Annotated in this window: 16 protein-coding genes; 9 read left to right on the top strand and 7 right to left on the bottom strand. The window is 60.2% G+C overall.

Annotated features, from left to right (window positions below; genetic code table 11):
• Positions 1-108: 108 nt before the first annotated feature.
• Both BLQ41_RS14635 and rlmKL read right to left on the bottom strand, forming a co-directional pair.
• A complete protein-coding gene (locus BLQ41_RS14635; RefSeq protein ID WP_090181918.1) occupies positions 109-2,499 on the bottom strand; it encodes a sensor domain-containing diguanylate cyclase in 2,391 nt (796 codons plus the stop codon).
• Positions 2,500-2,641: 142 nt separating this feature from the next.
• Positions 2,642-4,912: a bifunctional 23S rRNA (guanine(2069)-N(7))-methyltransferase RlmK/23S rRNA (guanine(2445)-N(2))-methyltransferase RlmL gene (gene rlmKL, locus BLQ41_RS14630; protein ID WP_090181917.1), complete on the bottom strand. Its 2,271-nt coding sequence runs from the start codon at positions 4,910-4,912 to the stop codon at positions 2,642-2,644.
• Between the two features lie 530 nt (positions 4,913-5,442).
• Here rlmKL and rmf point away from each other — a divergent pair.
• Positions 5,443-5,658, top strand: a complete 216-nt coding sequence (rmf, locus tag BLQ41_RS14625; RefSeq protein ID WP_003223300.1) for a ribosome modulation factor — start codon at positions 5,443-5,445, stop codon at positions 5,656-5,658.
• A gap of 151 nt (positions 5,659-5,809) precedes the next feature.
• Here the strand turns inward: rmf and BLQ41_RS14620 are convergent, their stop codons facing one another.
• Complete coding sequence (locus tag BLQ41_RS14620) at positions 5,810-6,829, bottom strand: quinone-dependent dihydroorotate dehydrogenase (RefSeq protein WP_090188549.1); 1,020 nt, start codon at positions 6,827-6,829, stop codon at positions 5,810-5,812.
• Between the two features lie 231 nt (positions 6,830-7,060).
• Between BLQ41_RS14620 and BLQ41_RS14615 the strand changes: the two genes are divergently transcribed.
• The 8 genes from BLQ41_RS14615 to cobA all read left to right on the top strand — a co-directional run bounded on the left by BLQ41_RS14615 (position 7,061) and on the right by cobA (position 18,768).
• Positions 7,061-8,272 (top strand): CmpA/NrtA family ABC transporter substrate-binding protein, encoded by a 1,212-nt coding sequence (locus tag BLQ41_RS14615; RefSeq protein WP_090181915.1) that lies wholly within the window; start codon positions 7,061-7,063, stop codon positions 8,270-8,272.
• 15 nt (positions 8,273-8,287) lie between these two features.
• Positions 8,288-8,863, top strand: coding sequence for an ANTAR domain-containing response regulator (locus BLQ41_RS14610; RefSeq protein ID WP_090181914.1), 576 nt, complete (start codon positions 8,288-8,290; stop codon positions 8,861-8,863).
• 362 nt (positions 8,864-9,225) lie between these two features.
• Positions 9,226-10,437 carry a nitrate/nitrite transporter gene (locus BLQ41_RS14605; RefSeq protein ID WP_090181912.1) on the top strand — a complete coding sequence of 404 codons (1,212 nt, stop codon included), beginning with the start codon at positions 9,226-9,228 and terminating at the stop codon, positions 10,435-10,437.
• A gap of 7 nt (positions 10,438-10,444) precedes the next feature.
• Positions 10,445-12,115: a bifunctional protein-serine/threonine kinase/phosphatase gene (locus BLQ41_RS14600; protein WP_090181911.1), complete on the top strand. Its 1,671-nt coding sequence runs from the start codon at positions 10,445-10,447 to the stop codon at positions 12,113-12,115.
• A 393-nt stretch (positions 12,116-12,508) separates the two neighbouring features.
• Positions 12,509-14,962 carry a nitrite reductase large subunit NirB gene (nirB, locus tag BLQ41_RS14595; protein WP_090181909.1) on the top strand — a complete coding sequence of 818 codons (2,454 nt, stop codon included), beginning with the start codon at positions 12,509-12,511 and terminating at the stop codon, positions 14,960-14,962.
• Complete coding sequence (gene nirD, locus BLQ41_RS14590; RefSeq protein WP_090181907.1) at positions 14,959-15,276, top strand: nitrite reductase small subunit NirD; 318 nt, start codon at positions 14,959-14,961, stop codon at positions 15,274-15,276. The genes nirB and nirD overlap by 4 nt, the downstream gene beginning before the upstream one ends.
• Entirely contained in the window at positions 15,276-17,993 is a 2,718-nt protein-coding gene (locus BLQ41_RS14585) for a nitrate reductase (RefSeq protein ID WP_090181906.1), read from the top strand. The genes nirD and BLQ41_RS14585 overlap by 1 nt, the downstream gene beginning before the upstream one ends.
• 10 nt (positions 17,994-18,003) lie before the next feature.
• On the top strand, positions 18,004-18,768 hold the full coding sequence (gene cobA / locus BLQ41_RS14580) for a uroporphyrinogen-III C-methyltransferase (RefSeq protein WP_090181904.1): 765 nt from the start codon (positions 18,004-18,006) through the stop codon (positions 18,766-18,768).
• A gap of 77 nt (positions 18,769-18,845) precedes the next feature.
• On the opposite strand, the gene BLQ41_RS14575 is transcribed toward cobA, so the two are convergent.
• From BLQ41_RS14575 to BLQ41_RS14560, 4 genes are all read right to left on the bottom strand, one after another.
• On the bottom strand, positions 18,846-19,895 hold the full coding sequence (locus BLQ41_RS14575; protein WP_090181902.1) for an OmpA family protein: 1,050 nt from the start codon (positions 19,893-19,895) through the stop codon (positions 18,846-18,848).
• 107 nt (positions 19,896-20,002) lie between these two features.
• Positions 20,003-20,593: an RNA polymerase sigma factor SigX gene (gene sigX / locus BLQ41_RS14570; protein ID WP_008146300.1), complete on the bottom strand. Its 591-nt coding sequence runs from the start codon at positions 20,591-20,593 to the stop codon at positions 20,003-20,005.
• A gap of 87 nt (positions 20,594-20,680) precedes the next feature.
• The gene (locus BLQ41_RS14565; protein ID WP_008048604.1) at positions 20,681-21,505 is read right to left on the bottom strand and encodes a mechanosensitive ion channel family protein; all 825 of its coding nucleotides are present in this window, start codon (positions 21,503-21,505) and stop codon (positions 20,681-20,683) included.
• A 2-nt stretch (positions 21,506-21,507) separates the two neighbouring features.
• The gene (locus BLQ41_RS14560; protein WP_090181900.1) at positions 21,508-21,756 is read right to left on the bottom strand and encodes a CrfX protein; all 249 of its coding nucleotides are present in this window, start codon (positions 21,754-21,756) and stop codon (positions 21,508-21,510) included.
• Between the last annotated feature and the right edge of the window lie 48 nt (positions 21,757-21,804).

The following is a 21,804-nucleotide window of genomic DNA, read 5'->3' as shown; positions in this document are numbered from 1 at the left end:
CCATGTGGGAGCGGGCTTGCCCGCGATGAGGGAGTGTCAGTCGAAATCATATTGACTGATCCACCGCTATCGCGGGCAAGCCCGCTCCCACAGGGTCAGCATAAATGCTTACTTAATCTCTTCCTGTACCCGATCCCTTCCCGCCTGCTTCGCCGCATAAACACCCGAATCCGCCCGCAACAACAGCGCATCCGCGCCCTCCCCGACGCGCCAACTGGCAATCCCGAAACTCGCGGTCACGATGCCGACGCCTGCGATCGGTGAACTGCGCAACCCTTGCCATAGCTGCAAGGCCAGGAAATGCGCGTGCTCGCCATCAATGTCCGGGCAGAGCACCATGAACTCCTCGCCGCCCAGGCGACAGAACACATCAGTGCGACGCAGGCGATGACCGATGCGTTCGCACACCACCTGCAACACCCGATCGCCCACCGCGTGGCCATGCTGGTCATTGATGCGTTTGAAGTGGTCAATATCGAGCATGATCACCGACAACTCGCCGCCACCGCGTTCGACCCGGGACATTTCGTTGGTCAGGCGTTCTTGGAAGTAGCGGCGGTTGTGGATCCCGGTCAGGGAGTCAGTGATCGACAGCGCCCGCAACTCTTCCTCCACCCGCTTCAGGTCGGAAATGTCCGAGATGTAGCCATGCCAGAGCACGCCGCCTCCGGGCAGTTCTTCCGGAGTCGCCTCGCCACGCACCCAACGCAGCCCACGCTTGGGTAATAGCACACGGTATTCCTCGCGCCATGGGCTAAGGGTGTCCGCCGACGCCCGGATAGAGGCGCGCACGCGGGTCGTGTCCTGAGGATGAATCCGCGTGAAGATCGCTTCGGCGTCGAACAACAGCACGTCCGGTTCGAGTTCGTAGATGTCGCGAATACCGTCGCTGGCGTAAATCACGCTGAAGCGCCCGTCGAATTCCATCTTGAATTGATAAATGCCACCGGGCACATGGGCGCTGAGTTTTTTCAGCAGCAGGTCCCGCGCGGCCAATGCCTCATGCACGCGCTTGCGTTCGGTGATATCGATGCAAATAGCCAGATGACCGACCCACAGGCCTTGTTCGTCGAGCACAGGGGTCGCGAGCATGTTGACCGTCAAATGGCTGCCATCCTGGCGGACTAACGTCCACTCCCGCGCCTCGTGGCCACCTTCTTCGCCCCCTTCGACCAGCATTGCCTGGCAGGTCGGAATCGGCTTGCCATAGCACGCACTCAATTCGGCCGCGCGTGCCACCAGCTCGCGGGGGAAATGCAGGTTTTCCAGGGTCATGCGCCCCACCACTTCGGCACTGGAGTAGCCGAGCATTTGCTCGGCCCCGGCGTTGAAGGTGCTGATGACACCACGCAAGTCGGTGGCGATGATCGCCACCTGAGTCGCCGCATTCAACACACCGCGCAACTGGCCATGGGTGCCGCGCAACTCCTGCTCACGGGCGTGCAACTCCTGGGTGCGCTGCTCGACCATTCTCAGCGCACGTTGACGTTGACTGACCAACACATAGAGCAACGCACTGAGCAATAGACTGAGCAAACCGCCGAGCACCACCAGGCTGCTCACCGAGGAATGGTTGGCTTGCAGAAAGGCTTCGCTGGGCAAGATGTCGACTTGATAGTCATGGTCGGCCATGCGCAGCAAGCGTGTCGCGGACAATTCGCTGGTGGCTGGCGTGTTGGAGGACTCATAAAGCACTTCATGCTGATCATCGGTGGACAAATCGAGGATCCGCACCGAAAGGTAGTCATGGCTGGCCTCGGGCAACCCATCCGCCAGCAGTTGACGCATGCTGATCACCGCCATGACATAACCGGAGGGTTTCCCGGCCGGGTCATTGGCCTGCTTCACCGGCGCCACCAACAGCACGCCACGTGCGTAAGCCGGTTCGATGCTGACCAGATGCATCGGCTTCGACACCGCCATGGACCCCAGTTGGTTGGCCCGCTCCAACGTATCGCGGCGCAAGGGCTGGGCCCACAAGTCGTAACCCAGCGGCGAACCGAGCCGGCTTTGCGTCTGACTGTAAAGCACGGCCACGTACTCATCCCGTTCGGCCGCCAATTGCAGTTGGCCGTCGCCATTGAGTTCGCGGATGGTGAAGTTACTCACCCCCTCGTCGCGCACCCGGCGTTCGAAGTCGGGCCGTTCGGCGCGAGTGACCCGTGCGGCGAACGAGTACGCCTGCGTGCGCTGCAAGAGTGGATGGGTGTAGCCGTCGAACTCCTCGCGGGAGACCGACTCGGAATTGGCGAAGAACCGGCGCAACCCGTCAAGGCGTTGCTCCTGATCTTCGAAACGTTCTTCGATGCGGCTGTAACGTTCGCTGGCGAGCAGTTGGAAACGTTGCCGCAATTGATGCTGAAACAGATTGAGCGTCGACCAGGCCAGCAAACCGGTGAGAATCCCGCCAACGAGCAATACCAGCAGCCCGACCAGCCAGGCCGAGACATCTTCGCTGATAAAACCCAGGATCTTGGGGCGCACGGCGTGCAACGACATAGACGCAACTCAAAACGCCATGTGCGGGAAAGCCCATTGGCCATGCGTTGAGTTATAGCTATTAGCCACTAATTTGACCAGCACTGAAAGAACCAAAGAGCCTTTAAAAATCAAGGCTCTGTGGATCCAATCGGCTTAACCGTCAACGGGCCGTGATTTTCCAGGCACGGTGGATCTTGCCGTTACGGGCGAAATCCGGATCGATGGTCTGGGCGGTGATTTCTTCGACGGCATAACGCTCGGTGAGATTCTCCTCAAGCGTGAATTTGCGGAAGTTGTTGGAGAAGTACAACACGCCGCCTGGCGCCAGGCGCGCCATGGCCAGGTCGATCAATTGCACCTGGTCACGCTGCACGTCGAAGATGCCTTCCATGCGCTTGGAGTTGGAGAACGTCGGCGGATCGATAAAGATCAGGTCGTACTCGTCACGACAAGCCTCAAGCCAGGCCATCACGTCACCCTGCTCCAGACGGTTCTTGTCGGAGAAACCGTTCAGCGACAGGTTGCGACGCGCCCAGTCGAGGTAGGTTTTCGACAGGTCGACGCTGGTGGTGCTGCGAGCGCCGCCCTTGGCCGCGTGAACACTGGCGGTCGCGGTGTAGCAATACAGGTTGAGGAAGCGCTTGCCGGCCGCCTCTTTCTGAATCCGCATGCGCATTGGGCGGTGGTCGAGGAACAGTCCGGTGTCGAGGTAGTCGGTCAGGTTGACCAGCAACTTCACACCGCCTTCGTTGACCTCGACGAATTTGCCCTGCGCCGCTTGGCGTTCGTACTGCTTGGTGCCGCTTTGGCGCTCGCGGCGCTTGACCACTACCCGGCTCTTGTCGATGTTCAAGGCCTGCGGAATGGCCGCCAGGGCATCGAACATGCGCGCCGAGGCTTTTTCCGGGTCGATGGATTTCGGCGCGGCGTATTCCTGGACGTGGACCCAATCCTGATAGAGGTCGATGGCCATGGAATATTCCGGCATGTCGGCATCGTAGACGCGATAGCAGTCGATGCCTTCGCGCTTGACCCACTTGCCCAGCGCCTTGAGATTCTTTTGCAGGCGGTTGGCAAACATCTGCCCGCCTTCGCTCAAGCGCGGCTGCTCGATCACCACCGGGGCCGGTTTGATCGGGTTGCCGTTCTTGTTGTACTTCTCGTACTTGCCCGGTGCCACGTCGTTGTCGGCGACTTCGACTTCAGCTTGCTCGCGCTCGACCTGACGTTGTTCCGGGGTGCGACGCTCGCCGGTGACGAACTGGTCCGGGGTGACCTTGATCAGCAACAGTTTGCACGGCAAGGCGCCGTTCCAGAACGAATACTGCTTGAAGCTGCGGATGCCCATGCGCTTGCCCAGTTCCGGGGCGCCGGTGAAGACGGCCGCTTCCCAGTTCAGGCAAGCCTGACGCAGGCGCTCGCCGAGGTTCTGGTAGAGATAAAGCAGACTTGCTTCGTCGCCCAGACGCTCGCCGTATGGAGGGTTGCAGATCACCAGGCCTTTCTGGTTCTGGTCCGGACGTGGCTCGAACGTGGCGACTTCGCCCTGGTAGATCTTGATCCACTCGCTCAGGCCCGCACGCTCAACGTTGTTGCGGCCCGGCTGAATCAGCCGCGGGTCAGCTTCGTAACCGCGAATCCACAGCGGTGGCTTGGCCAGGCCGGCGGCGGCGCGTTCGGTGGCCTCTTCGTGGAGTTTTTTCCACAGTGCCGGTACGTGACCGAGCCAAGCGGTAAAACCCCACTGCTCGCGACGCAGGTTCGGCGCCATGTCGGCAGCGATCATGGCCGCTTCGACCAGGAACGTACCCACACCGCACATCGGGTCAGCCAGTGCGCCGCCTTCGGCCGCAATGCGTGGCCAGCCGGAGCGGATCAGGATCGCGGCCGCAAGGTTTTCCTTAAGCGGCGCCGCGCCTTGCTGCAAGCGATAACCGCGCTGGTGCAGGCTGTGGCCGGACAGGTCGAGCGAGAGAATGGCTTCGCCACGGTCCAGGCGCAGGTGAATGCGCAGGTCCGGGTTGAGCTTGTCGATGGACGGACGATCGCCTTGCGGGGTGCGCAGTTTGTCGACGATGGCGTCTTTGACTTTCAAGGCACCGAAGTGGGTGTTGTCGATGCCCGAGCCATGGCCGCTGAACTCGACGGCCAGGGTGCCGTCGTTGAGCATGTGGTCTTGCCACTCGATGTCGAGCACGCCGTGATACAGGTCTTCAGCGTCCTTCATCGGGAAACGCTTGAGCACCAGCAGCACCCGGTTCGCCAGACGCGACCACAGGCACAGGCGATAAGCGGTTTCCATGGTGGCCATGCCGCGCACAGCCGAGGTGTGCTCACGCGCGTCTTCAAGGCCAAGCCCGACGGCTTCCTCGATGAGCAGGCCTTCAAGGCCTTTGGGGCAAGTGAGGAAGATTTCGAATTGATCGGACATTGGAATTTCAAAGCCTTTAGCTAAGTGAACCGGCAACGCATTGCCGGCCCGGTTTTCAATCAGGCGCTTTTCTAAAAGAGCGCCCGCGTGGCACGAAGGTGTGCCGTCCCACCCCTGCAAGCCCGGGTTAAAAGAGCTTAGATGCAAAGGCAGATAAAAAAGTTGATGCAACAAAATGTCATAAACCGACCCTTCGTCGAATAATGCCTCCGGGCAACGCGAGACATTCTCAGCAAGGGATTGGCGCCATCATCCAGCGCGGGGCTGATCATACCGGGGTTTGGTCAATAAACACGGGCAAACATCGTGTTACTTATGGCCATACCACCTTAATGGTTACGTCCTTATGACAAAACGATCATTCCATCGGTGTGACGCATTGGTTAGAACTCAATACAGGTTGACGCCGCAACGACGTCAATACCTTGGCTCGCGACGCCGGCAGCGAGCCCCAACGGCAGGATTTTTTCTGCCAGACCTCAATTGAGGTCGACGCGATAAATACAGTCAACAAGTGAGGGCAACACCCTATGAGAAGACTTAAGCGTGATCCGTTGGAAAGAGCATTTTTGCGCGGATATCAATATGGCGTTGGTGGAAAATCCCGTGAGCTTTGCCCATTTACTCTACCGTCGGTACGCCAAGCCTGGATTAACGGCTGGCGAGAAGGACGCGGCGACAACTGGGACGGTATGACCGGCACTGCGGGAATCCACAGACTCAACGAACTTCACGCCGTCGGCTAATTTACAGGGCCAAACACTCCGACACGACAATCTGATTACTGCATGACTTAACCACGCACGCCCCATCCGGGCGGCGGGCTCCGGCCCAGGGGCACCTTCGAGGTGCCCTTTTTTATGCCTGCTCACCTATCCCTGTAGGAGCTGTGTAAGGTCAGCGTAGCGCTGCGATGGCGTCGACGGACTCGCGAATCAGCGCCGGGCCTTTGTAGATGAAACCGGAATACAGCTGCACCAGGCTCGCGCCCGCGGCGATTTTCTCAGCCGCGTGCTTGCCTTCGGTGATGCCGCCCACGGCGATGATCGGCAAGCGACCGGCGAGTTCCGATGCCAGTACCTTAACGGTGTGGGTGCTTTTTTCGCGAACCGGCGCGCCAGACAGACCGCCCGCCTCCTCGCCATGCTCCAGGCCTTCGACGCCCACGCGGCTCAGGGTGGTATTGGTGGCGATCACCGCGTCCATCCCGGTTTCGATCAATGCTTGCGCGACCTGCGCGGTTTCTTCATCGGTCATGTCCGGTGCGATCTTGATCGCCAGCGGCACGTGTTTACCGTGGCGCAATGCAAGTTCCGCGCGACGGGTCGCCAGGTCTGCCAGCAACTGCTTGAGCGAGTCGCCGAACTGCAAGCTGCGCAGGCCCGGGGTGTTCGGCGAGCTGACGTTGACCGTCACGTAGCTGGCGTGGGCGTAGACCTTGTCCAGGCAGATCAGGTAGTCGTCGACCGCTCGCTCAACCGGCGTGTCGAAGTTCTTGCCGATGTTGATGCCCAGCACGCCCTTGTACTTGGCGGCTGCCACACGGGCCAACAGGTGATCGACACCGAGGTTGTTGAAACCCATGCGGTTGATGATCGCCTCGGCCTCCGGCAGACGGAAAATCCGTGGTTTCGGGTTGCCCGGCTGCGGGCGCGGGGTAATGGTGCCGATTTCAACGAACCCGAAACCCAGTTGCGCGAAGCCGTCGATGGCCGCGCCATTCTTGTCCAGGCCGGCCGCCAGACCGACCGGGTTCGGGAAGTCCAGGCCCATGACCTTCACCGGCATTCTCGCCGGAGCCTTGCACAGCAAGCCGTTGAGGCCCAAACGCCCGCCCGCGCCGATCAGGTCCAGGGACAGATCGTGGGAGGTTTCCGGGGAAAGTTTGAACAACAGCTGACGGGCCAGGGTGTACATGGGCGGCTTTGACTCGAATGGCGGCGAAATGAGGCGGCGATTATAGCCGGGCATCGGGGTCGCAAGCGAGGCACGCGGCAAAATCAAGGGGCGATGGCATATGCCTTGCACCGACATAGGCATCAGCACTCATGCCAACGGCGGGATGAGTGCAAGGACAATGGCGTCGTCACAAGGCTTTGCTCGCGCAAGGGTCTCGGGCGACGTTTTTTTTTGGAAGGTGTTTTAGTCATGAATGAAACCACAGCGGGCCCACTCGCCTGGGTCAACGGTAGCGATGCCCCGGAAAAGACCGAAATCAACCTCGGCTTCATGGCCCTGACAGACTGCGCCTCCGTGGTGGTCGCGGCTACGCAGGGTTTCGCCCAGCCTTACGGCCTGACCCTGAACCTCAAGCGCCAATCGTCCTGGGCCAACCTGCGGGACAAACTGGTCAGCGGCGAACTCGATGCCGCGCATAGCCTGTATGGCCTGATCTACGCCGTACACCTGGGCATCGGCGGTGTAGCCGCCACCGATATGGCGGTGTTGATGGGGCTGAATCAGAACGGTCAGAGCATCAACCTCTCCCATGGCTTGCAAGCGTTGGGCGTGACCAGTCCTGAAGCATTGGATCGGCACGTGCACCAAAGTCGCCCAAAACTGACCTTCGCCCAGACTTTCCCGACAAGCACCCACGCCATGTGGCTGTATTACTGGCTCGCGAGCCAGGGCATTCATCCGTTGCAAGACGTCGACAGTGTGGTGGTGCCGCCACCACAAATGGTCGCGCACCTGCAGGCGGGCCGCATCGATGGTTTCTGTGTCGGCGAGCCCTGGTCCGCCAGTGCGGTGAAGCAGAACCTGGGCTTTACCCTGGCGACGACCCAGACGATCTGGCCCGATCACCCGGAAAAAGTCCTCGGTTGCACCCGCGCCTTTGTCGAGCAATACCCGAACACGGCGCGGGCACTGGTGATGGCGATTCTGGAGGCCAGCCGCTTCATTGAAGAAAGCACCGAGAACCGACGCAGCACCGCCAAGCTGTTGAGCGCTCCGGAATACCTCGATGCGCCGCTCGATTGCATCGAGCCACGGTTGCTGGGTGATTACGCCGATGGGCTGGGCAATCGCTGGCAGGACCCGCACGCCCTGCGTTTCCATGGGGATGGCGAGGTCAACCTGCCGTACTTGTCCGACGGCATGTGGTTCATGACTCAATTTCGCCGCTGGGGCTTGTTGCGTGACGACCCGGATTACCTCGGCGTGGCCCGTCAGGTCCAACAACTGGACTTGTACCGTGAGGCGGCCGCGGCGGTCGGTGTTGCCGCCGAGGGTCAGGCCATGCGTGCCAGCCAACTGATCGACGGCAAAATCTGGGACGGCAGCGACCCGGCCGGTTACGCCCGCAGTTTCAAGTTGCACGCCATGAGCGACAGCTCGCACCGATTTGCCACCCGCTGACAGGAGACTGCGAACATGTTGCGTATCCTGCTGATCAACGACACGGCGAAGAAAGTCGGTCGCCTGAAAGCCGCCCTCACCGAAGCCGGTTTTGAAGTCATCGATGAATCCGGCCTGACCATTGACCTGCCCGCACGCGTCGAAACGGTGCGTCCGGACGTGATCCTGATCGATACCGAGTCACCGAGCCGCGATGTGATGGAGCAAGTGGTGCTGGTCTCGCGCGACCAACCGCGGCCAATCGTGATGTTTACCGACGAACACGACCCCGACGTGATGCGTCAGGCGATCAAGTCCGGCGTCAGTGCCTACATCGTCGAAGGCATTCACGCACAACGCTTGCAGCCGATTCTCGACGTGGCGATGGCGCGCTTTGAAAGCGACCAGGCCTTGCGCGCCCAGCTCAACGCCCGGGATCAGCAACTGGCCGAGCGCAAGCGCATCGAGCTGGCTAAAGGGCTGCTGATGAAAATGAAGGAGTGCAACGAGGAAGAGGCCTACACCCTCATGCGCCGCCAGGCCATGAGCCGGCAGCAGAAGCTGATTCAGGTGGCGGAGCAGATCATTGCCATGAGTGAGTTGCTGGGCTAACCGATCGTTCCTACGCTCCGCGTGGGAATGCCGCCATGGACGCTCTGCGTCCGCTTCGAGCTGTGACGCAGAGCGTCACGAGATGCATTCCCACGCGGAGCGTGGGAACGATCAGATGCTGCGCGTGGAAACGATCATCCTGAACATGGCACAAATCTCGCTAAGTAATCACTACAGGTAACCAACGGCGGTTGCCCCACCTACGACAAAGACGTCGCTCACCTTATTTGCCCATGGCGAATCAGGTGGCGGCGTTTTTTAGTTTTTGGCCCCAGAGACCGGGGCCGGTGGTGCGGCCGATGCGGCGCCCCACCTGCAAGCTCATGACTCTTTCTCGAGACTCCCTACAGCTGAGGTGCGCGATGAATTCAAGCTTCTGGAAATCCGGCCATACCCCGACATTGTTCTCGGCCTTCCTCTATTTCGACCTGAGCTTCATGGTCTGGTACCTGCTCGGCCCGCTGGCGGTGCAGATCGCCGCCGACCTGCACCTGACCACCCAACAGCGCGGGATGGTGGTGGCCACGCCGATTCTGGCCGGTGCCGTGCTGCGTTTCATCATGGGCATGCTGGCTGATCGCCTGTCGCCAAAAACCGCCGGGCTGATCGGCCAGGTGATTGTTATCTGCGCCCTGTTCGGTGCCTGGAAACTCGGCATTCACAGCTACGAGCAAGCGCTGGTGCTGGGCCTGTTCCTCGGCATGGCCGGCGCGTCCTTCGCCGTCGCCCTGCCGTTGGCGTCGCAATGGTATCCACCGCAGCACCAAGGCAAAGCCATGGGCATCGCCGGTGCCGGTAACTCGGGCACTGTGCTGGCGGCATTGATTGCCCCAGTGCTGGCGGCGGCCTTCGGCTGGAGCAATGTGTTCGGTTTCGCCCTGATCCCGTTGATCCTGACCCTCATCGTCTTCGCCTGGCTGGCGAAAAACGCGCCTGAACGGCCAAAAGCCAAGTCCGTGTCCGACTACTTCAAAGCCCTGGGCGACCGCGACAGCTGGTGGTTCATGTTTTTCTACAGCGTGACCTTCGGCGGCTTCATTGGCCTGGCCAGCGCCCTGCCCGGCTACTTCAACGACCAATATGGCCTGAGCCCCGTGACCGCCGGTTACTACACCGCTGCCTGCGTATTCGGTGGCAGCCTGATGCGTCCATTGGGCGGCGCGCTGGCTGACCGTTTTGGTGGTATCCGCACATTGCTGGGCATGTACACGGTCGCGGCGGTCTGTATCGCGGCGGTGGGTTTCAACCTGCCAAGTTCCTACGCGGCACTGGCACTTTTCGTCTGCACCATGCTCGGTCTGGGCGCGGGTAACGGCGCGGTTTTCCAACTGGTGCCCCAGCGTTTTCGTCGTGAGATCGGCGTAATGACCGGTTTGATCGGCATGGCCGGCGGCATTGGCGGATTCGCCCTGGCGGCGGGCATGGGCGCGATCAAGCAAAGCACCGGCAGCTATCAATTGGCCTTGTGGCTGTTCGCCAGCCTCGGTGTCCTCGCCTGGTTCGGTCTGCACGGCGTGAAGCGTCGCTGGAGAACCACTTGGGGTTCGGCGGCAGTGACCGCTGCACGGGTCTGAGACGTTAATGAGCCTGCAACTGAGCTTTGCCGAAGCGAGCGCCATCGGTCCTCGCGCGGAAAACCAGGACGCCCTGCGCCTGGTCACGCCGGCCCCGGCGCTGGCGGCGAGCAAGGGTTACCTGTTCGCCATCGCCGACGGGGTCAGCCAATGCGCCGACGGCGGTCTCGCCGCACGCTCGACCTTGCAGGCCCTGGCGCTGGACTATTACGCCACCCCGGAAACCTGGGGTGTCGCGCAGGCACTGGATCGCCTGCTATTGGCGCAAAATCGCTGGTTGCAGGCCAATGGCGGCGGGCAACCGTTGCTCACCACCGTCAGTGCCCTGGTCATGCGTGGCCGGCGCTTTACCCTGGCCCACGTCGGCGATTGCCGGGTTTATCGCTGGCACGCCGACACCTTGCAACGGGTCAGCGAGGACCACGTCTGGGACCAGCCAGGCATGCAACATGTGCTCAAGCGTGCGCTGGGTCTCGATCAGCATCTGGTGCTGGATTTTCTCGACGGTGAACTGCGCCTCGATGAGAGCTTTGTGCTGCTCAGCGATGGCGTGTGGGCCGTCCTCGGCGACACCGCCATTGCCGCGATTCTGCGTGATCAGCCGGACCTTAACAGCGCGGCGCAGACCTTGGTCAACGCCGCGCACCTGGCCGGCAGTCAGGACAATGCCAGCGCCCTGCTGGTGCGGGTCGATGCCCTCGGTGAGACCAGCATTGGCGATGCGCTGATTCATTTGCAGCAATGGCCGCTGCCTCCGGCACTGAAACCGGGTCAGATGTTCGAGGGTTGGCAGGTCGACGGGATTCTCGGCCAGAGCCAGCAATCGCTGCTCTATCGGGTTCGCGACAGTCAGCAACAACCGTGGCTGCTGAAAACCTTGCCCGTTGCGTTGCGCGACGATCATCTGGCCGGGCAAGCGTTGCTGTCGGAAGAATGGTTTCTCAAACGTGTCGCCGGACGGCATTTTCCTGAAGTGCATGCCGCCAGTCAGCGTCAGCATTTGTACTACGTGATGCGCGAATATTCCGGGTCTACCCTCGCCGCCCTTCATGAGCGCGTGGAGCAGCTACCGTTGGCCCAGTGGCAAGATTTGGCTGAACGGCTGCTGCGGGCCGTCGGCATGCTCCATCGACGGCAAATCCTGCACCGCGACATCAAACCGGAAAACCTGTGGCTGGGGGACGACGGCGAATTGCGCCTGCTCGATTTCGGTCTCGCCTACTGCCCTGGCCTGTCTGAAGATCAACCGTCTGCTTTGCCCGGAACACCCAGCTATATCGCGCCGGAAGCCTTTCGCGGTGACCCGCCGTCCCAGCAACAGGATCTGTATGCAGTCGGTGTGACCTTATATTTCCTGCTGACCGGGCATTATCCCTATGGCGAGATCGAAGCCTTCCAGCGCCCACGGTTTGGTATCCCGATCAGCGCCAGTCGCTACCGCCCCGACCTGCCGGAATGGATCGCGCAAAGCATGGATCGTGCGGTTGCGGTGCAACCGGCCCAGCGCTTTGAAACCGCAGAGGAATGGCTGCTGGTGCTGGAACAGGGTGAACGACGCAGCTTGAGCGTGCGCCCCAGACCGCTGCTGGAGCGAGAGCCGCTGAAAGTCTGGCGGACGTTGGCGCTGGGGTCGTTGCTGGTCAATCTGGTGCTGCTGTACTTGATGTTTCATGGCTGAGTTTTTCACTGAATTCAAAAGATCGCAGCCTGCGGCAGCGCCTAAAGGTGCCCACGATCTCCTGCAAGACCTGCCGCAGGCTGCGATCTTTTGAATTTCTGCTTCAAAACCGAGCGTCGCGCCTTGAACCGGTGCACAAAAACACCCTCCTCCCCTGTCGTGAACCCATAAATCGGGCCTTTGCGAGACTTGGCACAACCGCTGCATTATCTTTTTCAACTTACATAAAGCCCAGCCTTCAACGACGAAGGATGCGCTTCCCGAGAGAACGGGACCAGGACAAAGGCGTCCTCGCTAGTTAGCTAGCGGGACGCCTTTTTTTGTTTGCGCAAAATTTGTCGAGCACGACCTGTACGCCCTGATAAGGCGGGTCCGAGCTCCCGGAGAACCTGAATGAAAAAACTAAAACTGGTGATGATCGGCAACGGCATGGCCGGGGTTCGCACCCTGGAGGAATTGCTCAAGCTGAGCAATGAGCTGTACGACATCACCGTCTTCGGCGCCGAACCCCATACCAATTACAACCGTATCCTGCTCTCGCCCGTCCTGGCCGGCGAACAAACCTTCGAAGAGATCGTGCTCAACGATCTGGACTGGTACCTGGAAAACAACATCAAGCTGCTGCTCAACCGCAAGGTGGTGGAGATCGACCGGGTCAAGCGCCGGGTCATCGCCGAAGACGGCACCGAGGCCGACTACGATCGCCTGCTGATCGCGACCGGATCAACCCCGTTCATCCTGCCGATTCCCGGCAACACCTTGCAGGGCGTGATCGGCTACCGCGACATCGCCGACACCCAGGCCATGATCGACACCGCCAAGACCCACAAACACGCCGTGGTCATCGGTGGCGGCCTGCTCGGCCTGGAAGCCGCCAACGGCCTGATGCTGCGCGGCATGCACGTCACCGTGGTGCACATCGGCGAATGGTTGCTGGAGCGGCAACTGGACAAAACCAGCGGCCAGCTCCTGCAAACCGCGCTTGAAGGCCGTGGCCTGCACTTTCGCCTGTGCGAACAGACCCAGGCGCTGCACGATGCCGGCAATGGCCGGGTCGGCTCGGTGCAGTTCAAGAACGGCGACATCATCCCCGCTGACCTGGTGGTCATGGCCGCCGGCATTCGCCCGAGCACCGAACTGGCGGAAAAATCCGGCATCCCCTGCAACCGCGGGATTCTGGTCAACGACACCATGCAAACCTACGACCCACGGGTCTACGCCATCGGTGAGTGCGCCAGTCACCGGGGCATCGCCTACGGTCTGGTCGCGCCATTGTTCGAGCAAGCCAAGGTCTGCGCCAATCACCTCGCCCAACTGGGCTTCGCCACCTACAAGGGCTCGGTGACCTCGACGAAATTGAAAGTCACCGGCATCGACCTGTTTTCCGCCGGCGACTTCATGGGCGGCGAAGGCACCGAGACCATCACCCTTTCCGACCCGATCGGCGGGGTCTACAAAAAGCTGGTGATCAAGGATGACGTGCTGGTCGGTGCCTGTCTGTACGGCGATACGGCAGATGGCGGTTGGTATTTCCGACAAATCCGTGAGAATCACGCCATCGGCGAGATCCGCGACCACCTGATGTTCGGCGAAAACGCCTTGGGCGATGTAGGACACCAAGGCCAGGACAAAGCCATGAGCATGGCCGACACCGCCGAAGTCTGCGGCTGCAACGGCGTGTGCAAAGGCACCATCGTCAAGGCGATTCAGGAACACGGTCTGTTCAGCGTCGACGACGTAAAGAAACACACCAAGGCCGCCAGTTCCTGCGGCTCCTGTGCGGGGCTGGTCGAGCAGATCCTGATCAACACCGTGGGCGGTGCCGCCGACGTCAAACCGAAAAGCGAAAAAGCCATCTGCGGGTGCAGCGACCTCAATCATGGGCAAATCCGCCAGGCCATCCGCGAACAGCATCTGTTGACCATCGCCGGCACCCTGAGTTACCTGAACTGGCGCACCCCGAATGGCTGCGCCACCTGCCGCCCCGCGCTCAACTACTACTTGATCTCGACCTGGCCGGGCGAAGCCAGGGACGATCCACAATCGCGCCTGATCAACGAACGGGCCCACGCCAACATTCAGAAAGACGGCACTTATTCTGTGGTCCCGCGGATGTGGGGCGGTGTGACCAATCCTTCAGAACTGCGACGCATCGCCGATGTGGCCGACAAGTACAACGTGCCGATGGTCAAGGTGACTGGCGGGCAGCGCATCGACTTGCTGGGCATCAAGAAACAGGACCTGCCGGGTGTCTGGAAAGACCTGGACATGCCTTCTGGCCACGCCTACGGCAAATCCATCCGCACGGTAAAAACCTGCGTTGGCAGCGAGTTCTGCCGCTTCGGCACGCAGAACTCCACGCAACTGGGGATCGAGCTGGAACATGACCTGTTCAACATGTGGTCGCCGCACAAAGTGAAACTCGCCGTCTCCGGCTGCCCACGCAACTGTTCGGAAGCGGGCATCAAGGATGTGGGAATTATCGGTGTGGACTCGGGCTGGGAGATGTACATCGGCGGCAACGGCGGGATCAAAACCGAAGTCGCGGAATTTTTCGTCAAGCTCAAAACCGCCGAAGAAGTGCGCGAATACAACGGCGCATTCCTGCAGCTGTACCGCGAAGAAGCCTTCTACCTCGAACGCACCGTGCACTACTTGCAACGGGTCGGCATGGAACACATCAAAAAAGCCGTGCTGGAAGACCCGCAGCGTCGCAAAGCGTTGAATGAGCGCCTGCAATTCTCCCTGTCGTTCGAACAGGACCCGTGGAAAGAACGCTTGGAGCAACCTCTGCTGAAGAAAGAGTTCGAGGTCATCCCCGTGAAGAACCTGGAGGTGCAGGCATGAACTGGCTGGATATCTGCGCACTGGAAGAGATCAATGCCCTCGGCTCCCGGATCATTGCAGGCCCGAAAGGCGACATCGCGATTTTTCGTACAAGCGACGACGAAGTGTTCGCCCTCGACGACCGCTGCCCGCACAAGGGCGGACCGCTGTCCCAAGGCCTGATCTACGGCAAACGCGTTGCCTGCCCGCTGCACAACTGGCAGATCGACCTGGAAACCGGCGAGGCCCAGGCCCCGGATATCGGCTGCGCCCACCATCATTCGGCACGGGTCGAGAACGGCCGTGTGTTGCTGGCCCTGCGGGAAGCACGCTGATGAACAGCCAGATCACCGCCTCCACTTGCTGCTACTGCGGGGTTGGCTGCGGCGTGCTGATCGAGCATGACGGCGAGCGCATCCTCGGCGTCAGCGGCGATCCGGCCCACCCGGCCAACTTCGGCAAATTGTGCAGCAAGGGTTCGACCTTGCACCTGACCGGCGACCTGACCGCGCGCGCCTTGTACCCCGAGTTGCGCCTTGGCAAGGGCCTGGCCCGCAGCCGCACCGACTGGGACACCGCCCTCGATCACGCCGCCAATGTCTTCGCGCAAACCATCGCCGAACACGGCCCGGACAGCGTGGCGTTCTACATTTCCGGGCAGTTGCTGACGGAGGATTACTACGCCTTCAACAAACTAGCGCGAGCGCTGGTAGGCACCAACAACATCGACAGCAATTCACGCCTGTGCATGTCGTCGGCAGTGGTTGGCTACAAGCGCAGTCTTGGCGCCGATGCACCTCCCTGCAACTACGAAGACCTGGAGTTGAGCGACTGCGTGATGATCGTCGGCAGCAACATGGCCTACGCCCACCCGGTGCTGTTTCGTCGCCTGGAAGAAGCCAAGTCCCGCCGTCCACAGATGAAAGTCATGGTCATCGACCCACGTCGTACCGACACCTGCGATTTGGCTGACCTGCACCTGGCGATTCTTCCCGGGACCGATGTCGCTTTGTTTCATGGGATTTTGCACCTGCTGCTGTGGGAAGACTGGATCGACCGCGACTTCATCACGGCGCACACCGAGGGCCTGGGCGAGCTGAAAAACCTGGTGCGCGATTACACGCCGCAAATGGTGTCGCAACTGTGCGGTATCAGCGTCGAGCAATTGCAGCAATGCGCTGAGTGGGTCGGCACCTCGAAGAGCTTTCTATCGTTGTGGTGCATGGGGCTGAACCAGTCCACCGCCGGCAGCGCGAAGAACAGCGCACTGATCAATCTCCACCTGGCCACCGGGCAAATCGGCCGTCCGGGTGCAGGACCGTTCTCCCTGACCGGTCAGCCGAATGCCATGGGCGGACGAGAAACCGGCAGCCTGTCGAACCTGCTGCCGGGACACCGCGAAGCGGCCAATGCCGAACATCGCGCGCAAGTGGCGTCCTACTGGGGGGTTGATGAGCTGCCGGTAAACACCGGGCTGACCGCGATTGAATTGTTTGAGCAGGTCCGTAGCGGAAAAATCAAAGCCCTGTGGATCGCTTGTACTAACCCTGCGCAATCGCTGCCGGACCAGACTGCCGTGCGCGCCGCACTGGAGGCCTGCCCGTTCGTGGTATTGCAGGAGGCTTTTCGCACCACCGAAACCGCCGCCTTCGCCGACCTGCTGTTGCCCGCCGCCAGCTGGGGTGAAAAGGACGGTATGGTGACCAACTCCGAACGGCGCATTTCCCACGTTCGCCAGGCCATCGTCGCACCGGGTGAAGCCCGTCCCGACTGGTCGATTACGGTAGATTTCGCACAACGCCTGGAAAAGCACCTGCGCCCTGGGCAGAACAGCCTGTTTGCCTTTGAATCGCCTGCACAGGTGTTCGACGAATACAAACAACTGACTCACGGGCGCGACCTGGACCTGTCCGGTATCAGCCATGCGCTGATCGACCGTCTCGGCCCGCAACAATGGCCTTTCCCCACGGGCGCCAGCGAAGGCACCGCTCGCCTGTACCTCGACGGCGTTTTCCCGACCGCCAGTGGGCGCGCGCAGTTTGTGGCCGACCCGTATCGCGCCGCCAAGGAACAACGCGACGCACGCTTCCCGCTGACCCTCATCACTGGCCGTCTGCGTGACCAATGGCATGGCATGAGCCGCACCGGCACTGCCGCGCAGCTCTTCGGTCATGTCAGTGAAGCCGTGTTGAGCTTGCACCCGGATGAACTGCGCCGGCATCGCCTGCAGCCTGGTGACCTGATCAACGTCAAAAGCCGCCGCGGCTCGGTGATTGTGCCGGTCAGCAGCGATGACAGTGTGCGGCCTGGCCAGGCGTTTCTGCCGATGCATTTTGGTGACCGCTTTCTCAAGGGCGGCGTGAACACCCTCACCCTTCCTGCATTCGATCCGCTGTCGAAACAACCGGAACTCAAACACAGCGGCGTGCGGCTCGAGCCGGTGCAGTTGCCGTGGCAGCTATTCGCCCTGATCGAAGGCAATGTTCAACAGCATATCGAGACGCTACGACCGCTCTGTGAGGCGTTTTCCTACGCTAGCCTCAGCCTGATCGGCCGCGAGCGCCCGGCGCTGCTGATACGCGCTGCCAGCGCCGCCGCGCCTGATCCACAACTGCTGCGTGATATCGATCAATGCCTGGCGCTCAACGATGGCCCGGTTTTGGCCTATGACGATCCGCGGCGCGCCATCGGCAAACGGGTACGAATCGAAAACGGCCGAATTACCGCCCTGCGCCTGGCCGGCGAAACGCTCGCCCAACACTGGCTGCAAAACCTCTGGCTTGAAGGCCGCGCCGACGAACAACTGCGGCGCTGGCTGCTGGCACCGCTGAGCGCGCCACCGGGCAACGCGGGCGCCGCGTCACTTGGCACAAAAACCCTGTGCAACTGCAAAAACGTCAGTCAAAGCGCCATCTGCGCCGGAATCAGTCGTGGCCTGGACTTGCAGGGCCTGAAACAGACATTGGGCTGTGGCACGCAATGCGGCTCCTGCGTACCGGAAATCAAGCGCCTGCTGGCTGCCACTGCGCAGCCGATCGCCGTCATCTCTTGAGGAAAACACTATGAGCGCAAAAGTCTGGCTGGTGGGCGCGGGTCCCGGTGACCCCGAATTACTGACCCTCAAGGCTGTTCGGGCGTTGAGAGAAGCGGATGTGGTGCTGATCGACGATCTGGTTAATGACGCGGTGCTGGAACATTGCCCTGGCGCACGGATTATTCCTGTGGGTAAACGCGGCGGATGTAGATCCACGCCCCAAGCGTTCATTCATCGCCTGATGCTGCGTTATGCCCGGCAGGGCAAGTGCGTGGTGCGGCTCAAGGGAGGCGATCCGTGCATCTTCGGTCGCGGCGGTGAGGAAGCGGAGTGGTTGCGCGAGCACGGTGTCGACGTTGAGCTGGTCAACGGCATCACCGCCGGACTGGCCGGTGCGACGCAATGCGATATTTCATTGACTCTGCGCGGCGTGGCTAGGGGTGTGACGCTGGTCACCGCCCACACGCAGGATGGCAGCAGCCTGAACTGGCAAGCTCTGGCCCAAGGCGGCACGACGCTGGTGATCTACATGGGTGTGGCGAAGTTGAGCGAGATCCGGGAGCAACTGCTGGCGGGGGGAATGGCGGCTGATACGCCGGTGGCAATGATTGAAAACGCGTCCCTGCCACATCAACGGGTATGTCGCAGCGATCTGACAGCCATGGAACAGGCGGCCAGCGATTTTCAGCTCAAGAGCCCCGCCATTCTGGTGATCGGAGCAGTGGCGGCCCGCGCAACGTCGACTCTGTGGGCGCACGGCTTGCCGGCGGTAACCGCCGATCAATCCGCCTGATTCACCCCCTCCTTCACCAAATCGCAGACAAAGAAAAGCCCGGCCTAAGCCGGGCTTTTCTCAGAGCTGCGAGCTAATTACTTAGCTTGAGCTTCAACCTTCGCTTCTACGCGACGGTTTACAGCGCGACCAGCTTCAGTGGCGTTGTCAGCAACTGGGCGGGATTCGCCGTAGCCAACAGACTGAACGCGGGACGGCGAAACACCGTACTGGTTGGTCAGAACTTGTTTAACGGCGTTTGCACGACGCTCGGACAGTTTCTGGTTGTAAGCGTCAGGACCGACGGAGTCAGTGTGACCTTCAACAACAGTAGTGGTGGATGGGTACTGCTTCATGAAGTCAGCCAGGTTTTTGATGTCGCCGTAGCTGTTAGGCTTGACTACCGACTTGTTGAAGTCGAACTTCACGTCCAGCTCAACACGAACAACTTCAGCAACTGCCGGGCAGCCATCAGCGTCAACAGTTACGTTGGCTGGGGTGTTCGGGCACTTGTCAACGTTGTCGCACACGCCGTCGTTGTCGCTGTCGGTGCAGACTTCAGCTGGAGCTGCAACTGGAGCAGCAGCAGGCTTGTTGCCGCCACCGAAGTTAACACCCAGACCTACGGACGGGATGTAGTCCCAACGGCCGTTGTCCAGCTTGTAGTCAGCTTCTACGCCAGCACGAGCGTAAACGTTCTCGAGGAAGTAGTACTTCAGGCCAGCGCCTGCAGTCAGGAAAGTCGACTGGTCACGACCGGTGTGGCCATCAGCGGCTACGTTGGTCATGCTGCCGTGCTTAACACCACCTTGAACGTAAGGACGCAGAGCGTCGCCAGCGTTGTTGAAGTGGTACTGAGCGTTCAGACCGAACTGGTCGCCCTTGATTTTCTGATTACCGGTACCGTTGTTCGAACGGGTGTAGTCATCAGCGTTGTAGGTAGCGTTCAACGACACGTCGTCGGTCAAGAAGTAACCGATGGAAGCGCCAGGAGTGTAGCCATCTTCAACATTGTTAATGCTGTCGTTGTACTTTTTCCCGTAGTTGAGCTCGCCTTCAACTGCGCCTTGGCCTTGTGCCAGAGCGCCGAACGAAGTAGCGGCAATAAGAGTACCAATGGCCAAGCCCAAGGTGTTTTTCAGTTTCATCCGTTAAATCCCCATCTGGTGATTGTGAAGCAGTCCCGCAAACCGGGGGACAACTCGGCGGCAAGTCTATCAGAACTTGCCTACACGTAAGAGATATTTGCGCTGAACTAAGTTTCAGCAATGCCTGCAAATTTCTCACGCAATTTATCTAGAGCACGTTTGTAACGCATTTTTGTCGCACTCAAACCCATATGCATGATATCCGCGATCTCTTGAAATTCCAGCTCTGCGACAAAACGTAGCACCAGGATTTCACGGTCAATCGGGTTCACATACACCAGCCAGCGATCAAGTCCACCCTTATCCTCGGGTTTCGGCGCCTTTTCTTCAGACGCTTCCTCGAGGGGGTCCAGACTCAAAGCGTCCATCAAGCGACGCTTCCGCCTTTCCTTCCGATACTGTGTGATGCATTCGTTGTACGTGATGCTGTAGAGCCAGGTCTTGAACTTCGATTTCCCCTCAAAGTTCTTCAGGCCATACAGCACCTTCAACATCACTTCCTGACAGACATCGTCTGCGTCGCGATCGTTCCCTAGATATCGTGCGCAGACGTTAAATAATGTTCGCTGGTAACGCCGCATCAGCTCTTCATAGGCGCGGGTTACGTGAAACAGCTCGGTATGCGAGCGCGCGACCAACTCCTCATCAGAGAGCTCGCGGGGGTCGTAGCGCGTAGAGAGCGATTGAGCTTTATTCAAAACAAGTCGGGCCGACAGTCAGGTCAATGTCCGCCGCAGCCCTTACCGGGCACTTTGCGGCGGCATACATTAGCAGGGTTTGCCGGATTAGCGGCTACTCACGTGCTGTTCCAGCAGAATCCGATTGGAGAGAGAGACCAGCTCGCCCTCATCGGTCAGCAGCGTGGTTTTAACCGTGCCGATCTCCTCAATCTGACCTTCGACCTCGCCAACACGCACTTGTTGCCCAACCTGGTACAACTCCCGCACATAGATTCCCGCAAGAATCTGACCGGCAATTTCCCGGCTTCCCAACCCCATGGCCAGCGCAACGGCCAGACCAACGGTAATCAAAACGATCACAATCACATGGTTGAGCAGGTCAGTTTTGACCTCCAACTGGCTGATTGCAACTGAAATACTGATGATGATCACAAGGCCTTGGGCAATTCGTCCCAAGCCCGAAGCGTAATCGAGCCCTACGCCTTCCGCTGCCCCGCGAACCAGGCCATTGGCCAGTTGCGCCAGTAGAACCCCTACCAGCAGCACCAGCGCGGCACCGAATACCTTTGGCAAATATAGCGCAAGCATATCCAGCGTAGCTGAAACTCGCTCAAGTCCAAGGGATTCTGCGGCAGAAACCAGGAAAATAAGCAAAACGAACCAATAAACGATCTTGCCAATCAGGGTCGAGATCGGCACTTGCAGGCCGGCCCGGGACAGCAATTTGGTCAGACCGGTACCGCCCATCAGGCGATCAAGGCCCAGCTTGGCAAGCAGCTTGGACAGCAACGTGTCCAATAGCTTCGCTACGACGAAACCCAACAGCAGCACGACCAGTGCGCCGAACAGGTTCGGAATGAAGTTGGCAACCTTGGTCCATAACGCAGTCATTGCAGTGACGAGGCTCTGAGTCCAGAGATCAAGTTCCATATTCAATCAGCCTTATCAGCAGTGCGAGCGGTAGGTTTACGGTGACGGGAAACCGGCGAGATGTGCGCCGAGCCGTTGTTGAGGGCAATCATCAGCGCGGGCAACCAGCGGCCCAGCAGGCTGAACAGATCACCAGCGCCGACCTGCCGGTTGGCGGTTTTCAGGACACGCCCCAGACACGCATCGTCGTCACGGGTGGACGGCGAAGCGTTCAGCATGTCACGCAAAGACTGTTCAAACGGATCGTGCATACGCACCTCTCGTAATGTCTGTGAAAGACGCGGCCAAATTTGCCCGGG

It is taken from the genome of Pseudomonas arsenicoxydans (genome assembly GCF_900103875.1).
Lineage (GTDB): Bacteria > Pseudomonadota > Gammaproteobacteria > Pseudomonadales > Pseudomonadaceae > Aquipseudomonas > Aquipseudomonas arsenicoxydans.
Note: the sequence above shows the minus strand (reverse complement) of the source record. Positions and strands in the feature narration are given on the sequence as shown.